The organism is Sphaerochaeta sp. UBA5849 (genome assembly GCA_002432715.1).
Classification (GTDB): domain Bacteria; phylum Spirochaetota; class Spirochaetia; order Sphaerochaetales; family Sphaerochaetaceae; genus Sphaerochaeta.
This window is the reverse complement of sequence record DJGJ01000005.1, coordinates 28,613-41,985: the sequence shown is the minus strand read 5'-3', so window position 1 is coordinate 41,985 and position 13,373 is coordinate 28,613. Positions and strand designations below refer to the sequence as shown.

The following is a 13,373-nucleotide window of genomic DNA, read 5'->3' as shown; positions in this document are numbered from 1 at the left end:
GGGCCCATGAAGCAACTGTCCACCAGAATTTCTCAGAAACTGCTTAGTCATCTGGCTATCGGGGAACAGTATGTACTTCAAGACATTGCTACTCTATTGGAGATGGATATTGAGGCAACAAAAAGAAAGGGAGTCCTAAGCAGAACTGGTGAAAATGCAATAGCCCTTCTGATCAACTTACAGAAATCAAGTTACGCCACTCCGTATGTCGATCACATCGACAATGACGTTTTATATTGGGAAGGACAACTCAAGCAGCGCTTTGTTGAGAAAAACATGAATAGCGGGGAGTATGAGATTTTTGTTTTCGTCAGAGATGTCATTAAAACCCCTTTTACGTATTATGGGAGAGCTATTCCGATTGCGACCCAATATTTCGATCCAGGTACTCCTTGCAAAACCAAATTCAGTCTTTATGAATATTCGAACACATCTGCTTTTCAAACTATTATTCAGGATCCAGAAATAGAGAGACCCTCGACTACATTTCCAGAATCAACATATGAACAGCCAGCATATCAAGGACCTACAACCAAGAGATCAGTTGTAGAGCAACGTACAGTACAACAAATGTACAGAAAGACAGCATTAGAGCTTTGGCATAATCGCTGTGCAGTATTGGGTATTGAGCAACCCAAAATTCTCATAGCAAGCCATATAAAGCCATGGCGGGTTTCCGATACCAAAGAACGTGTTGACCCAAAGAATGCTCTTATTCTATCGCCTCTTTACGACAAACTTTTCGACCTTGGGATGATTACATTCAAGCCGTCAAATGGTAATATCCTTCTGTCAAACCAACTCAAGCCTCAAGAATATGAGCGGTTAGGACTAGATGATACAAAAAAGCTTGCCATGATCCCCGACGGTACTGAAGGCTATCTCGATTATCATAACAAATATGTGTATGACTTCGCACCGTGTATTGAAACCGAGCTCCATGCACTCATTTCCTAGGAATCCCCCCTACATCCCCATCCCCGCCTCAAACACTGCTTTCAGCCCCTCTGGAATCTCATCTGTCAGTACATAGTCCATGTAGTTGAGATCATGGTCATAACCTTCGTAGACTGAAACAGTGAGGTTGTTCTTTCCCAGCTTCTTGAAGAGTTCTTGTGTTGCATAGACACCTTCTACCGATGAGTTCTGGTCGAACGTGCCATGGATGATGTGAATTGGGATATCAAGTTGGGGAAGAATCTCCCTGTTTGCCGGCATTTGCTTGTGAGCGGCAAACCACTCAGGAGTGAGATACACACCGTAGTTGTTTTTCAGATACTCTCTATCGCCTTCCTCGATTGCTTTGTAGAGCTCGTTCCTTGTTGGTTCGAGCATAATTGCAAAGTCAGCTTCATCAAGAATTCCATCTTTGTTCTGATCCATGTAGTCATAGGTGATGCCAAAGTATTGTGCAACACCATTCTTGTCTTCAGCAAACTCTTCAGGAGAAACGATGCCATCCTTGTCATAGTCAAAGTAATTGCGGTAGAACACCATGCTTGAACCGCCTGTCTGTTGCCAGTCGAGGATTGTCATCATGTCGTCGTATATATAGCCGCAGAGAATCAGGCCGTCGATGTGTGTTTCTTTTGCAACAAGCGGGGCGATAAGCGTACCTTCACTCCAACCCAAAAGAATTATTTTTGCATGTTTCAGTCCAGGTTTCTTCTTCAGATATTCAACCATAGCAACCACATCTTTCACACTTGTCTGCGGAATATACTGCCTATAGAGCTCATCATCGACATCGGTGAAATCGGGAGGTTCTTCAGAAGTAGTCACACCTCGTGTATTGTAGCTGAAGAATGCACTCCCACGCTTTGTAAACTCTTCCCTGAATAAGTCGAAATAGGTAAAGTTCCTATTCTCATCAAGCTGACGCTTGTTGTCGTAGGTATTCGGACCCGAACCATTGACGAAAATGATCAGTGTTTCTGCTGTCTTCGCTTCAGGCATGGCAAGCATGCCTTGAATGGGGTAATCGTCGAAAGAAGGAATTATCTGTATTCCCGATTCAGTTGTTCTTGTAGAAAGCGAAGCACACCCACAGAGCAACAGTATGGTGCCAAGCAGACAGAACCAAAGCTTTTTCATGGAAACTCCCTTGTGATTGATATCTATGTTGTAGTTATAACAATACAAAGGAAGAATTTCTAGAGGAAATCAGCTATGTTCTACTATCTCAAACTCATATGTCTGAAAGTCTACACGCAGCTCAATAGACTCTGATTCAGTCTTCCAGGAAAGAATCAAATGCTGCTTATCGAGTATTTGTTGGGAAAACTCTCCGTTGAACGCAGAGTGGGTCGAGCGCAGCTCCATCAAAGCAATGAGCTGTTGTACAACCGGTCGTTTCACTTCCTCTTCTATCTCTTCCAGCGTGTAATAATGGCGGTTGATATTCCTACCTTCTTTTGAATTCTCCAACAGTTGAATGTCATTCCTGCCTGCCAGCATTCCTACATAATAGACCTGCGGAGTACCGGGGGAGAAAAACTGTAGAGCCCGGGCAAAGAGATAGGCCTTGTCGTTCTCACCGAGAGCCGAGTAATACGTGCAGTTGATCTGATAGATATCCAAGTTGTTGTACTTGGCCGTATTGTAAATACGTTTTACATTCGCCCCGTACGTAAACAAATGCTCCTTGGTTGCTTCAATCTCCTCATCAGGAAGTAAACCACGCACATCCACAACCCCGATACCATCGTGGGTGTCCAGTGTGGTGAACTGGTTTCTCGGACAAATCTCATACCAGTTTGCAAGATAGGATGCATCATGGAAGTACAAGGCATGCAACACGAGCATCGGCAGAGCGAAGTCATAGACTGGATAGCCATTTCGCGCAAGCTTCTGCTGTATGGAGAAGTGCTCGTGGATTTCAGGAAGAATGCCCACATGATAGGGCTCAAGCACATCGGCACAACGCTTTAAAATCTCCCAGACTTTTGGCTCTACAAAGAAGCAATCAGTGTCCTTCACTTTTGTCGTATACGCAAATGCATCGAGGCGGATCATGGCAGCTCCATGCTCTGCCAGAAACCTCAAGTTTTCATCCAGAAACGCAAGCCCTTCCTCCGTTTCAAGGTTAAGGTCAACCTGGTCGTCACCAAAGGTGAACCAGATATTCCGCTTCGTCCCATCAGAGAAGGTAATCGAGCGGATGGGGGCCATCGGCTTACGCTTGTAAATCTTGCCGATTTGCTCCTCAGTGGGGGTACTGCCCCAGAACTTGTCAAAGTCGATGAACAAGTCCTTGTATTGCGAATCATCGCCCTTCTCAACAAAGTCTTGGAAGTTCTCACTGCTCGTAGAAATATGGTTGATCATATAGTCGAACATAAGGTCGTAATTTTCGGCAAGTTTTTTCATATCAGACCAATCACCAAAAGTTGGATCAATTTCGCGATAGGTCATGGGGGCGAAGCCCCGGTCTCCCGAGGAAGGGAAGAACGGCAGGATATGAATGCCGGTAATCGCCTTGGGAACATACTGTGAAACGACTTTCGACAAATCGCCAAGATTACGACCAAGAGAATCGGGATAGGTTATCAAAATTACGCCGTTCTTCATGTAATGCACTATACGAGTACAACATTCATCCGTCAATTCTTCGGTGCAATTGACCCTTGCATCCTCCTCATATCCTACCTATACTGTAGGAAACGAGGAGGATTCCATGGATCTATTTGACATTGCAATCAAGCTTGAGCAGGAAGGTGCTCAGCTGTATACAGAGTTAGCACAGAGGGCCCCCACTGAAGGCTTTACGACCATATTCAAGATGCTCGCCAATGATGAAAAGAAGCACGAAAGTTACTTCAGGGCATTGCAGGGAAGAAGCGCTCTCGTAACAGTAAGCTCTTCGGTTCTTGAGCAAGCCAAACAGGTTTTCAGAGACTTCGATCCCGACAACTTTTTTGTAATCGATGGCCAGATTCCCGCCTATGAGGAAGCATTGCTTGTTGAAAAAAAGAGCATCGACTTCTATACCGAGCAACTTCCTTCCCTTGAATTCGAGGCAGAGAAGAAAGCTCTCAAACTGATTATAGCCGAGGAAAAACGGCACTATGCAATCATGGAAGAGATCATCAAACTCGTCACCCGCCCGCATCGCTGGGTTGAGAGTGCAGAGTTTGGAGTACGGGAAGAGTATTAGAAAATTGATTACCAGTCTGGCTCTCTCCTAATTAATCGTGGAGAGAGCCTAGCCAAGAAGTAATGTTTCCAGTAGTAATCGCACTGTTTCTGAGGATTGTACCAATATCTGAAGCGGTGACGATAAGTATTGGATGCCCATCTTCAATCACCTCTTTATACGCTTGTGAGTCTACATAACTAGTTGTAACCATAATGCCAAACTGTCTATAGCGAATGCGTGAGATCAGTCTGCTCATCTGCCTTACCCCAACAGCGTTCTTAAGCCCATAACACTTAGCCTCCAAAGCACAGTCGATTCGTAAAGGCCGATTTGCCTTTCCCCCTGAACCAATTGCGTAATATCCAAGTGCATCACGTCCTCCATCACGCCAGGGTCTGGTCAAGTCGAAGCTGACAAACCGGTTATCCATTTTTGAAACCAAATCAATCGCACATTGCTCAAACCCGAAGGGATCAATCTTATAATGGCTCCGTATTGCTTCCAAGCACCGAGTTCCCTCCTCATCATTCTGTAATTGATCATACCGAGTGGGAATATCGAGAATTTTCTTTGCCTTCAAAGCAGAGATACCATCACGTCCATATGCAATAAACTCTTTCCAGACAGTTGGTGCATATTGCAAACTGTTTTCATGGTCTTCTATGAGAGCCTGAAGCCATCTCCGAGAGATTGCACTGTTCTTTGTATCAAGAATGGTGAAATAAGCCTCATAGTTTTGGAAACGATACTCCTTCATAGTCCGCCAGAAGGCCACTAAATCCTTATCTGGAGAAATACGAGGATTACCCGGGGCAGCGAGACCGAGGAATTGGACATCACGACCCCTACCCGTCTTCTTGAAAACGAAAAAGGGAGGAATATCTTCAAGATTAGATAAGGTATGAAGCTTTGCAAATACATCTTCCAACAGAGCATTACCTCGAAGCTTGGTATCCAAAATGCCTCTTCCAGGCAATCTATTGTCACCATAATATCGAAACACACCGGTCTCTTCATCAAGATAATCAGGCCACTCAAGCTCTTCCATGGAAGTATAGAGCACAACATATGCTGGTTTCCCGCTTCCGTCAGTTCGATTGACCTTTCGAAAGCCTCCGCTTGTTCCCAATTTAGGAAAGACCTTACGTAAGGGCTCCGCTTTCATATTCGTATCGGATCCCCCCTCATATACAGCATCTACGAATAATTCAGCTGAAAGTAACTCATCAAACGCATAACGAATACTCATTGGATATTCCTCTCGATAAGATGCTCAGGTGCAGAAAACCATACATGCAGCATAATACTACCCTGATCCGAGAACAAGGATTTCCTGTACCACTTGAAATTCTATCCTTCTCAGATATCATCGCGCCCCGTATACTAATTGTGATATGAGCGTAATACGTAGTGTCTCAAACCATTCCATCAAACGCATCGGCTTTCTTGCCCGCAACCCCTTCGGAGGGGCTTCGGTTGAGATGATCAGAGGCCTATGCAAAACACTTGACTCCTCGACCAGCCTCATCATGATTCCCTACATGCAAGAGAACAGTGCATATGAGCACGTGCTCCAACTGCTCACGCCCGACAATTTCGATTCCTTGATCATCTGGGGTAAAGTGGAAGCCTTTGAAGCTGTGTATGCAAAAGCTGCTGCAGAGGGTATACCGCTGGTCAGTATCGGCGGCAAGCACCCCGACCACCCCTGCCTGCTCTTCGACTCGTACTCGGGGATGAGGGCGGTGGTATTGCACTGCATCTATGAACACAAGACGAAACGCATCGCTTTCATCCGCGGGCCTCAGGAGGACGCATATGCACAAGAGCGCTACCAAGCCTACCTCGATGCGCTTTCCTATGCCGGCATTCCCTTCCAAGCCGACCTGGTCAGTCCCCCGGTTGACTGGAGCAACGGACAGCTGGGTTTGGAAGCTCTCTTCAGACGAGGCCTTGCACCAGTCTCTGATTACCAAGCAATCATCTGCGCCAGCGACCTGTTGCTTACAGGAGTATACAGCCTCCTTGGCAAACAAGGCTTCAACATCGGCGAGGACGTGAAGGTCATCGGTTTCAACGACAGCAAGGAGAGCAGGATATTCAACCCACCCTGCACCACCGTACGCCTTCCCTACCGGGAGATGAGCAACGCTTTACACACGATCTTGGACAAGCAATGGAAAGGAGTGCGCGTGACCGACCTGAGTTATCCTGCAAAAACCATTATCCGTCGCTCTTGCGGTTGTACCGTACAGGACACCTTCGGGCAGACTGCACGCAGCCTTGAAGCTGTCCAGAACCGCATGGCTGGTCTTTTTCACCTCAGCGAAGAGGCCGTAGAGCGGCTGACAAAACTATGGGAACTACTCTCCCAGTATAGCGACCACCAAAACAAAGAGGGAAAAGCCCGATTGGAGCGCCAGTTCCTGGTCTGCGTACAGGACATGCTTGCTTCGGGCGAGGATATAGAACTATTGCATGCTGGATTGCTCCGCTGTGCCGAAGTCAGCGACCCAAGGCTGCGGCCCCTGGTAAGTGAGCTGCTGTTTCCCCTCATCTCCCGTGCTCAGGAACAAGAGTACGTGCACACGCTTGCCATGATTTCAAAACGTGAGCAACTGCTCTCCTCCTTCAAGGTTGCACTCAAGGAAGCCCACACCTACAACCAATTGCATACCCTGCTTGCAACCCACCAAAGCGGTCTCGGCATTCTAGATTCACATCTCATATTCACCACTCATGAAACGCCGCTTGTCTCTCAAGCAGGTATCCATGCCTTGGCACCAATCATCAGTGAGCAGAAACCGGTCTGCTTTTCCTTGCTCCATACAAGAGAGTGGGATGCTTCCCTGCTGGAAACATTGCATGCCTATATCGGAGATGCAGCCCAGCACATCCATCGACTCAACAAGCCGCTTTCCGACTCTCAGTCAGCCGCTTTTGATAAAGTCCAGTCGGCCGATCTTTATATCTATGGCGCTGCACCTGAAAGCTTGTCTCATCGAACTAAGCGGACATTCACCAGCTTTGAGCAGCTGGCTCGGGCAATACTCGAAGCCGAACCGCTTGCCATCCTCACAGACTCCCTTACTGCAGTGGAGATACAGGATCTGAGGATGTTGACCAACAAGGAAACGATTCCAATCGTCATCTGTAAAACCCGATGGTCGATCATCGAAGGCGAAACATATCAGCAGCTTTCTCATGTGTTGCTTTGTGACCCAGCCTTGGCAGGAAGCAAAGAGTTCATTGCTCGGCTGGAAGCTCTCTTTGCACAAACCAAGCCCCAAAGAGATGCAACCAGCGCCTCGGCAAAACGCATGTTCTTTGCACTGCGAAGACGCTTTGACACCCCGTTCGCAAGGTGGGAACTCGCTCAGGAACTGGGGCTCAGCGAAGACTACCTGACCGTGCTTTTCAAGGCCGAGTACGGCTTGACTGTATGGGAGTACTTGAACCGATACCGTATCTGGCACGCTTCGAACCTGCTGGGTACCACCACGCTGCCAGTTGAGCTGGTTGCAAAAATGTCGGGCTTCACCTCAAGCCCTTATTTTTGCAGGATGTATCGTAAGCTGACCGGCAATGCTCCCTCGGCCTTCCGAAACGGGAGAAATCGATAGGAATAAGCCCTGTTAAATCTCGGTATAATGCAATTATTTTTAGGTATTGTATTTTTTCCTCCTTCTATACTGAGTGTACACTCAGGGAGGGCCCTGCCCTTCCTGTGAAAGGGAGGATTCTATGAACAAACACCTGCGCATCATCGTTGGTACGACTCTGTGCCTGCTGATGGCACTCTCCTTGCCCGCACAAGGGGCCAAGGAACAAGCAAGCGAGCAAAAGCTGACACCGATCAGCATGTGGTACGGCGCCTTGATGACCGAAGCCGGTCCCCCGCCTGCCGACTGGGTTGTGTATGACATTGTACGCGACAAACTTGGTATAGAGCTTACCCTCACCGCCCTGCCATCCAGCGAAGACGACCAGGACGTCAAAGTTCAGGCAGCAGGGGCTGCGAACAATCTCCCCGATGTCTTCATGGTCCGACGCACTCCGTGGCTCAGATTGGTCAAGCAGGGAGTCATCGCCGATGTCGACGACATGTATCCGCTCATGCCCAAGCGTACAGCAGAGATGTACACCCCCGGAAGTCGTGCCTACACCACGTACAACGGCAAATCCTACGGCCTTGCATCCCCGGGAGCCATTATCAAGAATGAAGGGGTGGTCATCCGCAAGGACTGGTTGGACAGACTCGGACTGGCGGAACCCAAGACCACCGAGGAATATCTGAATGTAATGCGTGCCTTCACCTTCAACGACCCCGATGGCAACGGCAAGAATGACACCTACGGCTATGGCGCCTTCTTGGAGATCAACCCACGCGAAGAAGGTCTCGGGCGCAGGCTCGACCCCTTCTTCGGTGCTTTCGGCGTAGCCGGAACGTGGAATATGAGCAAGGATAATTTCGGCCTGAATATCCGAAAGCCTGCCTATTACGATGCCCTCGCCTTTGTGAAGCAGATTGTCGACGAACGCTTAATCGACCCCAACTGGCTCTCCTACCGCAAGGATGACTTCAGGGCTGCTTGGAAACAGGGTCGCTTCGGCATCATGCGCGAGCAGAATGGAGCCTTGGCCATGGAAGCCAACTACAAGCCGTTTGACATGAACTTCCCCGAAGGCCAGTGGATGGTCATCGATCCTCCGATGGGTCCTGAGGGCAAGTCCTCCGTAGGCGTGTACTCAGTCACCTACCGCATCACCGCAGTAAGTGCCAAGGCGGCCAAGGAAGGTAAAAAGGAAGCCATCGCCCGTTTGTTTGAATGGATGAGCAGTGATGAAGGCTACTATCTGCTTGGTTGGGGCGTTGAAGGGGTGAACTACACATTTGACAAGGACGGCATCCCCACAGCCGAGGGCATTCCCGATCCAGAAATGGCATACACCCAGCCTAAGGGCAGGCCGTTCATTCAGCTTGCAAATCTCATCTACCGATACACCGATGCCGAGCTGAAAGCTACCTTCCCGACTTATAAGACCGCAAATGGCAGAAGCCAGAGCGCACTCGATTTCCTACGTGACTTCCAGACCCGCGCTTGGACCGAGGACACCGGTGCCGACACCCTGCCGCTGCCCAATGACGACCTCAAGCGCTTCTATGAACAGGGTGTTGCAGAGTTCATCACCGGACGCAGGGTGCTGAACCAGGCCAATTGGAAGGCCTTTGTTGCAGATTTCGACCGACTGGGCGGAAAAGCTTGGGAGGACGAAGCACGTGCCTACGCCCAGGAGAATGGCCTCCTGTTGTAGAAATACCAAACCCGGGGGAGCCTGATGTGAACAAACAGGCTCCCTCGCTTCAGAAAAGGACGAAGAACATGGATCGAGCTTTGCTGGTACGTCTGTTGGGTGAAAAACCTGCGAAACAGGAAACACAAACAACCTATAGCCTTGCACCGCTGAAGCAGGAGAATGGGTATCGATACACCGAAGTCTCCTACCAAGCCTGTGATGGTGAGATGGTACAGGCATTGCTTTTGATCCCCGATGGCCTGGATATTGCAACAGACGAGAAGCACCCCGTCATAATCGCCCACCACCAACATGGAGGCCGTTACGATGCAGGTATGCTTGAGCCGGCAGGCTTGTACGAAAACCCGGCAAACACGTTCGCGCTCACCCTCTGCAAGGCAGGCTTTATCGTTCTCTGCCCCGAGCAGATCGGCTTTGGACGGCGGAGGGAGAAACTCTCTGATGGCCAGTACATGAACGGACGGGATAATGAGCGCTGGCTCTTTATCCAGTATTACCTCAAGAACCGCACGCTACTGGGAAAGTGTCTCTTCGATATGGAGTGTGCGATGGATATGCTGGAGCAGTTGCCGTTTGTGGACAAAGAACGTATCGGAATCTGCGGTCACTCGATGGGAGGGCTCATCGCCTATTGGTTCGGCTGGTATGAGAAACGCATCAAGGCAATCGCCTCGGTATGCGGGTTCTCCTCTCTTGCACTCCTTCAGCAACGGCATCTTAACCACACATTCACCATGTACCTGCCTGGCATTCTGAACTACGGGGATACCCCGGACCTGCTTGATGACATCTGTCCAAAACCACTGTATCTCACCTTCGGAGCCGAGGACAGGATTTTCCCTGTAGACGCCTCTTTGGATATCTGCAGAAAGGCTCAAAGCATCTATACCCAACAGGAAGCGTCCAATCAGTGCCTGGCGGAAGTGACTGAGGATGGGCATGTTTTCACTGAAGAGAAGCAATCAAGGGCGGCAGAGTTTTTTAGGATGTTGTTATAAGTATTGTGTCAGATTGCGTTTGCCATAGACTACTCTAGCAACCGTGACGGTCTGCTTTGAATCGTCAATCCAGTAGAACATACAATAGTGCTTGATTACAACGCAGCGATACTCATGCTTCAGAGGTTTATAGCAACGATAGACTTGTATACTATATGGAGCATGTGCAATTCTTTCTGCAGTCTGCACAATGTTAAGAACGAGATGCTCTGCAGCTATAGGATTATGCAGAACCTTGGCAATATACCTAACAATCTCATCGATGTCTTTCTTAGCTATAGGTAGATATGTGAGAGCATACATTGCTTACTCCTCGATGATATCACGCATGGCTTTCAGAATATCTTTCGAGGAGTATCTCGTCTCATTGGTTTCTGCTTCTCGTTCCGCTTCCTGTAATTTTCTATATACTTCACTTGAAAATTGCATGCTTTCGTATGCCTCCATACTCATCACCACCATGTCACCGAATCCATTTCTAGTGAGAAAAATTGGTTCTCCGGTCTCATGCACGATTCTGGATATCTCTGCAAAATTATTCCTTAGATCTGAAACAGGACGTATTGTTTTCATAGTAGTACCTCACGAATAATTTAGCATGATTATGCTAAATTTTATAGTGCTCCATCCAAGTTTCCGATTCTACAGACCAACTGTGTTATATATCAGGCGGATAGTTCAGGAATTCGCTTCAAGAACGCTCATGTTCTTGTTTTATTTCCAGAATGCACTATAATTAGTGCATCATGGAAACAAATAAGCGTGCTTCATATCTCACATTCCGATCTACCTTCTCTGAAATGGGTTGTTTCTCCATGAACCAAATACGCTTTGGAGGAGTCTATCAGGTAGGAAGGAACACCATCTCCCGATGGGTCAAAGAAGGCAAACTGATACAACTCAGACAGGGTATGTATGCGTTTCCTGAATCGAAGCAGGATGGGGATGCCCCTTTCTACATCGCCAACAAGCTCTATGCACCATCCTACATCAGCATCCACTCGGCCCTTGCTTTCTATGGGATGATACCCGAAGCAGTAGTCCAAATAACGAGTGTCAGCAGCCGAAAAACCACCTTCTTTGAGAATGAGCTGGGACAGTTCAGCTACCATAGTGTAAAAAAGGAAGCAATGTTCGGTTATACCATCGAACAAAGTACATTTCATCCTACTTGGGGAATGCTGATTGCTGAACGGGAGAAAGCAATCTTGGACTTGCTCTACCTGTATCCACAGTACACGAGCAAACAGGACATGCTTGACCTACGTCTGGACCTTGATGACATCGACTCTGCCAAGCTCGATGCCTACACAGAGCAGTATGGAGTGAAAGCACTGGAACGTCGTGTAATGACTTTGAAGGAGGCATATTCACTATGATTGACCTACAGGCATTGCAACACTACTTTCCCGCCACGGTGCAACGACGAACCGATTTGGCCGCTTATATGGTAAAAGAATACCTACAGTGTCAGATCTTGGAATACCTGAGCCATACTCAATATATGGAGCACCTCTCATTCATTGGTGGAACCAACCTTCGATTGATCAAGCGAATCGATCGTTTCAGTGAAGATCTTGATTTTGATTGCAAGAACCTCAGCTTTGAAGAATTTCAATCGATGACAGACTTGGTAGTCAAGCATCTTTTGGACCAAGGGTACAATGTTGAACCAAAACAACAGGAACACGAGGGACTGCACGCTTATCGGAGAAGCTTGTATTTCCCCCAGCTTCTCTTCTCCTTGAACCTAAGCGGCTATAGAAATGCAAAATTCCTTATCAAGTTTGAGATGCAGGACCAAGGATGCACCTATCCTGTTCAACGTGCCTTTATCCAAAGCTGTGGTTACTATTTTCCCGTCCCTGTTCCTCCTGATGACATTCTATGTGCCATGAAAATCTCAGCTCTGCTTTCAAGGACAAAGGGAAGAGACATATACGATACTCAATTTCTGCTTGGGCAAACAAAGCCAAATTACGAATATCTGACTGCTAAACATGGGATTACCTCTGAATCGGAGCTCAAGCATGCAATTCTCCAACGCCTCAAACAGGTCGACCTGTCTCTGAAACAGCATGATTTTGAACATCTGCTCTTCGACAAACAGAAGAGCAGCACCATTCTCTACTTCCCTGACTTCATCCAGTCTTACCACAGTGACTGAGTACTCACCTCCACCCATTTCGCACCGCCCTGACTCTTAGCCTTGCAACCATAGCCATCCAGCTGGTGCATCTGGTCTCTGCGCTGTTGAAACCCCATGCTTAGACCACACCGGGTCTGTGGCCGATCATCACCTATGTGGTATTCGGCTGTGCAATGCTCTGCTTGGGGCTTCTGCTGCTCAAGAGTCGAAAAAGCGACGACCACCGCTCACTGAAAACCTTATATGGGGCATCGGGTTGAACTGTCTGCTTTTCGTCCCCTTGGGGGCAATCGAGTATGTACTGCAAGCCTTCTCGCTGTTCGCCTACCAACCACTGAGCCTGGAGTACCTGGTGTATTTGGTCATCAACACCAAGCAGACCATCTATACAGCAGGAACAAGCAAGGAAAACCCCATGCTTCTCTGGCTCGACGGAGGACCCGGCGGCTCGGATCTTGCCTGGGTGAGAAAGTACCTCGGGCCCCTGCACCAACAGTCCACCATCGTCTGCTATGACCAACGCGGAGTCGCTGCAAGCTTCAACGCAGCTAAGAAATGAAAACTACGTCCAGGATGACATCGCCCTCTCCGAGTACTTGATAGAAAAACATGGACACGAGAAAATCTTCGTGCTCGGCCACTATCCTTCGGAACCTTGGCCGCCCAGCGAAGACCTGAGCTCTACCATGCCTATATCGCAGCTTCCCCGCATGTGAACTCAACCGAGAACGACACAATCGGCTACCACATGATCCTGGAGGGAGCAAAA

At 48.3% G+C, this 13,373-nt stretch carries 13 protein-coding genes; 8 read left to right on the top strand and 5 right to left on the bottom strand.

Annotation, left to right across the window (positions count from 1 at the left end):
* Positions 1–6 precede the first annotated feature (6 nt).
* Entirely contained in the window at positions 7–957 is a 951-nt protein-coding gene (locus B3K89_RS00735) for an HNH endonuclease (protein ID WP_345906925.1), read from the top strand.
* Positions 958–966: 9 nt separating this feature from the next.
* Here B3K89_RS00735 and B3K89_RS00730 read toward each other — a convergent pair whose 3' ends face one another.
* Both B3K89_RS00730 and gtfA read right to left on the bottom strand, forming a co-directional pair.
* Positions 967–2,094, bottom strand: a complete 1,128-nt coding sequence (locus tag B3K89_RS00730; protein ID WP_345906924.1) for an alpha/beta fold hydrolase — start codon at positions 2,092–2,094, stop codon at positions 967–969.
* Positions 2,095–2,163: 69 nt separating this feature from the next.
* Positions 2,164–3,570: a sucrose phosphorylase gene (gene gtfA, locus B3K89_RS00725; RefSeq protein ID WP_345906923.1), complete on the bottom strand. Its 1,407-nt coding sequence runs from the start codon at positions 3,568–3,570 to the stop codon at positions 2,164–2,166.
* A gap of 106 nt (positions 3,571–3,676) precedes the next feature.
* On the opposite strand from gtfA, the gene B3K89_RS00720 reads away from it, so the two are divergent.
* On the top strand, positions 3,677–4,156 hold the full coding sequence (locus B3K89_RS00720) for a ferritin family protein (RefSeq protein WP_345906922.1): 480 nt from the start codon (positions 3,677–3,679) through the stop codon (positions 4,154–4,156).
* Between the two features lie 31 nt (positions 4,157–4,187).
* Here the strand turns inward: B3K89_RS00720 and B3K89_RS00715 are convergent, their stop codons facing one another.
* Positions 4,188–5,387 (bottom strand): restriction endonuclease, encoded by a 1,200-nt coding sequence (locus tag B3K89_RS00715; protein WP_345906921.1) that lies wholly within the window; start codon positions 5,385–5,387, stop codon positions 4,188–4,190.
* Between the two features lie 145 nt (positions 5,388–5,532).
* On the opposite strand from B3K89_RS00715, the gene B3K89_RS00710 reads away from it, so the two are divergent.
* The 3 genes from B3K89_RS00710 (at position 5,533) to B3K89_RS00700 (ending at position 10,455) form a co-directional block, all read left to right on the top strand.
* On the top strand, positions 5,533–7,761 hold the full coding sequence (locus B3K89_RS00710; RefSeq protein ID WP_345906920.1) for a substrate-binding domain-containing protein: 2,229 nt from the start codon (positions 5,533–5,535) through the stop codon (positions 7,759–7,761).
* A gap of 121 nt (positions 7,762–7,882) precedes the next feature.
* A complete protein-coding gene (locus B3K89_RS00705) occupies positions 7,883–9,454 on the top strand; it encodes an extracellular solute-binding protein (protein ID WP_293894954.1) in 1,572 nt (523 codons plus the stop codon).
* 68 nt (positions 9,455–9,522) lie between these two features.
* A complete protein-coding gene (locus tag B3K89_RS00700; protein ID WP_293894957.1) occupies positions 9,523–10,455 on the top strand; it encodes an alpha/beta hydrolase family protein in 933 nt (310 codons plus the stop codon).
* Here B3K89_RS00700 and B3K89_RS13750 read toward each other — a convergent pair.
* Both B3K89_RS13750 and B3K89_RS00695 read right to left on the bottom strand, forming a co-directional pair.
* Positions 10,450–10,758, bottom strand: coding sequence for a type II toxin-antitoxin system RelE/ParE family toxin (locus tag B3K89_RS13750; RefSeq protein WP_363299643.1), 309 nt, complete (start codon positions 10,756–10,758; stop codon positions 10,450–10,452). The two genes, B3K89_RS00700 and B3K89_RS13750, sit on opposite strands and share 6 nt — an antisense overlap.
* Positions 10,759–10,761: 3 nt before the next feature.
* Entirely contained in the window at positions 10,762–11,028 is a 267-nt protein-coding gene (locus B3K89_RS00695) for a type II toxin-antitoxin system Phd/YefM family antitoxin (RefSeq protein ID WP_293894960.1), read from the bottom strand.
* Positions 11,029–11,201: 173 nt separating this feature from the next.
* Here B3K89_RS00695 and B3K89_RS00690 point away from each other — a divergent pair, with 173 nt between their 5' ends.
* From B3K89_RS00690 to B3K89_RS00680, 3 genes are all read left to right on the top strand, one after another.
* Positions 11,202–11,834 (top strand): type IV toxin-antitoxin system AbiEi family antitoxin domain-containing protein, encoded by a 633-nt coding sequence (locus B3K89_RS00690; protein ID WP_345906919.1) that lies wholly within the window; start codon positions 11,202–11,204, stop codon positions 11,832–11,834.
* Positions 11,831–12,622 (top strand): nucleotidyl transferase AbiEii/AbiGii toxin family protein, encoded by a 792-nt coding sequence (locus B3K89_RS00685; protein ID WP_293894966.1) that lies wholly within the window; start codon positions 11,831–11,833, stop codon positions 12,620–12,622. Before B3K89_RS00690 ends, B3K89_RS00685 begins: the two co-directional genes overlap by 4 nt.
* 118 nt (positions 12,623–12,740) lie before the next feature.
* Positions 12,741–13,163: a hypothetical protein gene (locus B3K89_RS00680; RefSeq protein WP_345906918.1), complete on the top strand. Its 423-nt coding sequence runs from the start codon at positions 12,741–12,743 to the stop codon at positions 13,161–13,163.
* The last annotated feature ends 210 nt before the right edge of the window (positions 13,164–13,373 follow it).

What these genes read in the sequence shown, in the direction of transcription:
- B3K89_RS00715 (WP_345906921.1), bottom strand. Translation starts at nt 5,387, where the DNA reads ATGAGTATTCGTTATGCGTTTGATGAGTTACTTTCAGCTGAATTATTC.
- B3K89_RS00735 (WP_345906925.1), top strand. Translation starts at nt 7, where the DNA reads ATGAAGCAACTGTCCACCAGAATTTCTCAGAAACTGCTTAGTCATCTG.
- B3K89_RS00705 (WP_293894954.1), top strand. Translation starts at nt 7,883, where the DNA reads ATGAACAAACACCTGCGCATCATCGTTGGTACGACTCTGTGCCTGCTG.
- B3K89_RS00695 (WP_293894960.1), bottom strand. Translation starts at nt 11,028, where the DNA reads ATGAAAACAATACGTCCTGTTTCAGATCTAAGGAATAATTTTGCAGAG.
- B3K89_RS00710 (WP_345906920.1), top strand. Translation starts at nt 5,533, where the DNA reads ATGAGCGTAATACGTAGTGTCTCAAACCATTCCATCAAACGCATCGGC.
- gtfA (WP_345906923.1), bottom strand. Translation starts at nt 3,570, where the DNA reads ATGAAGAACGGCGTAATTTTGATAACCTATCCCGATTCTCTTGGTCGT.
- B3K89_RS00700 (WP_293894957.1), top strand. Translation starts at nt 9,523, where the DNA reads ATGGATCGAGCTTTGCTGGTACGTCTGTTGGGTGAAAAACCTGCGAAA.
- B3K89_RS13750 (WP_363299643.1), bottom strand. Translation starts at nt 10,758, where the DNA reads ATGTATGCTCTCACATATCTACCTATAGCTAAGAAAGACATCGATGAG.
- B3K89_RS00690 (WP_345906919.1), top strand. Translation starts at nt 11,202, where the DNA reads ATGGAAACAAATAAGCGTGCTTCATATCTCACATTCCGATCTACCTTC.
- B3K89_RS00730 (WP_345906924.1), bottom strand. Translation starts at nt 2,094, where the DNA reads ATGAAAAAGCTTTGGTTCTGTCTGCTTGGCACCATACTGTTGCTCTGT.
- B3K89_RS00685 (WP_293894966.1), top strand. Translation starts at nt 11,831, where the DNA reads ATGATTGACCTACAGGCATTGCAACACTACTTTCCCGCCACGGTGCAA.
- B3K89_RS00720 (WP_345906922.1), top strand. Translation starts at nt 3,677, where the DNA reads ATGGATCTATTTGACATTGCAATCAAGCTTGAGCAGGAAGGTGCTCAG.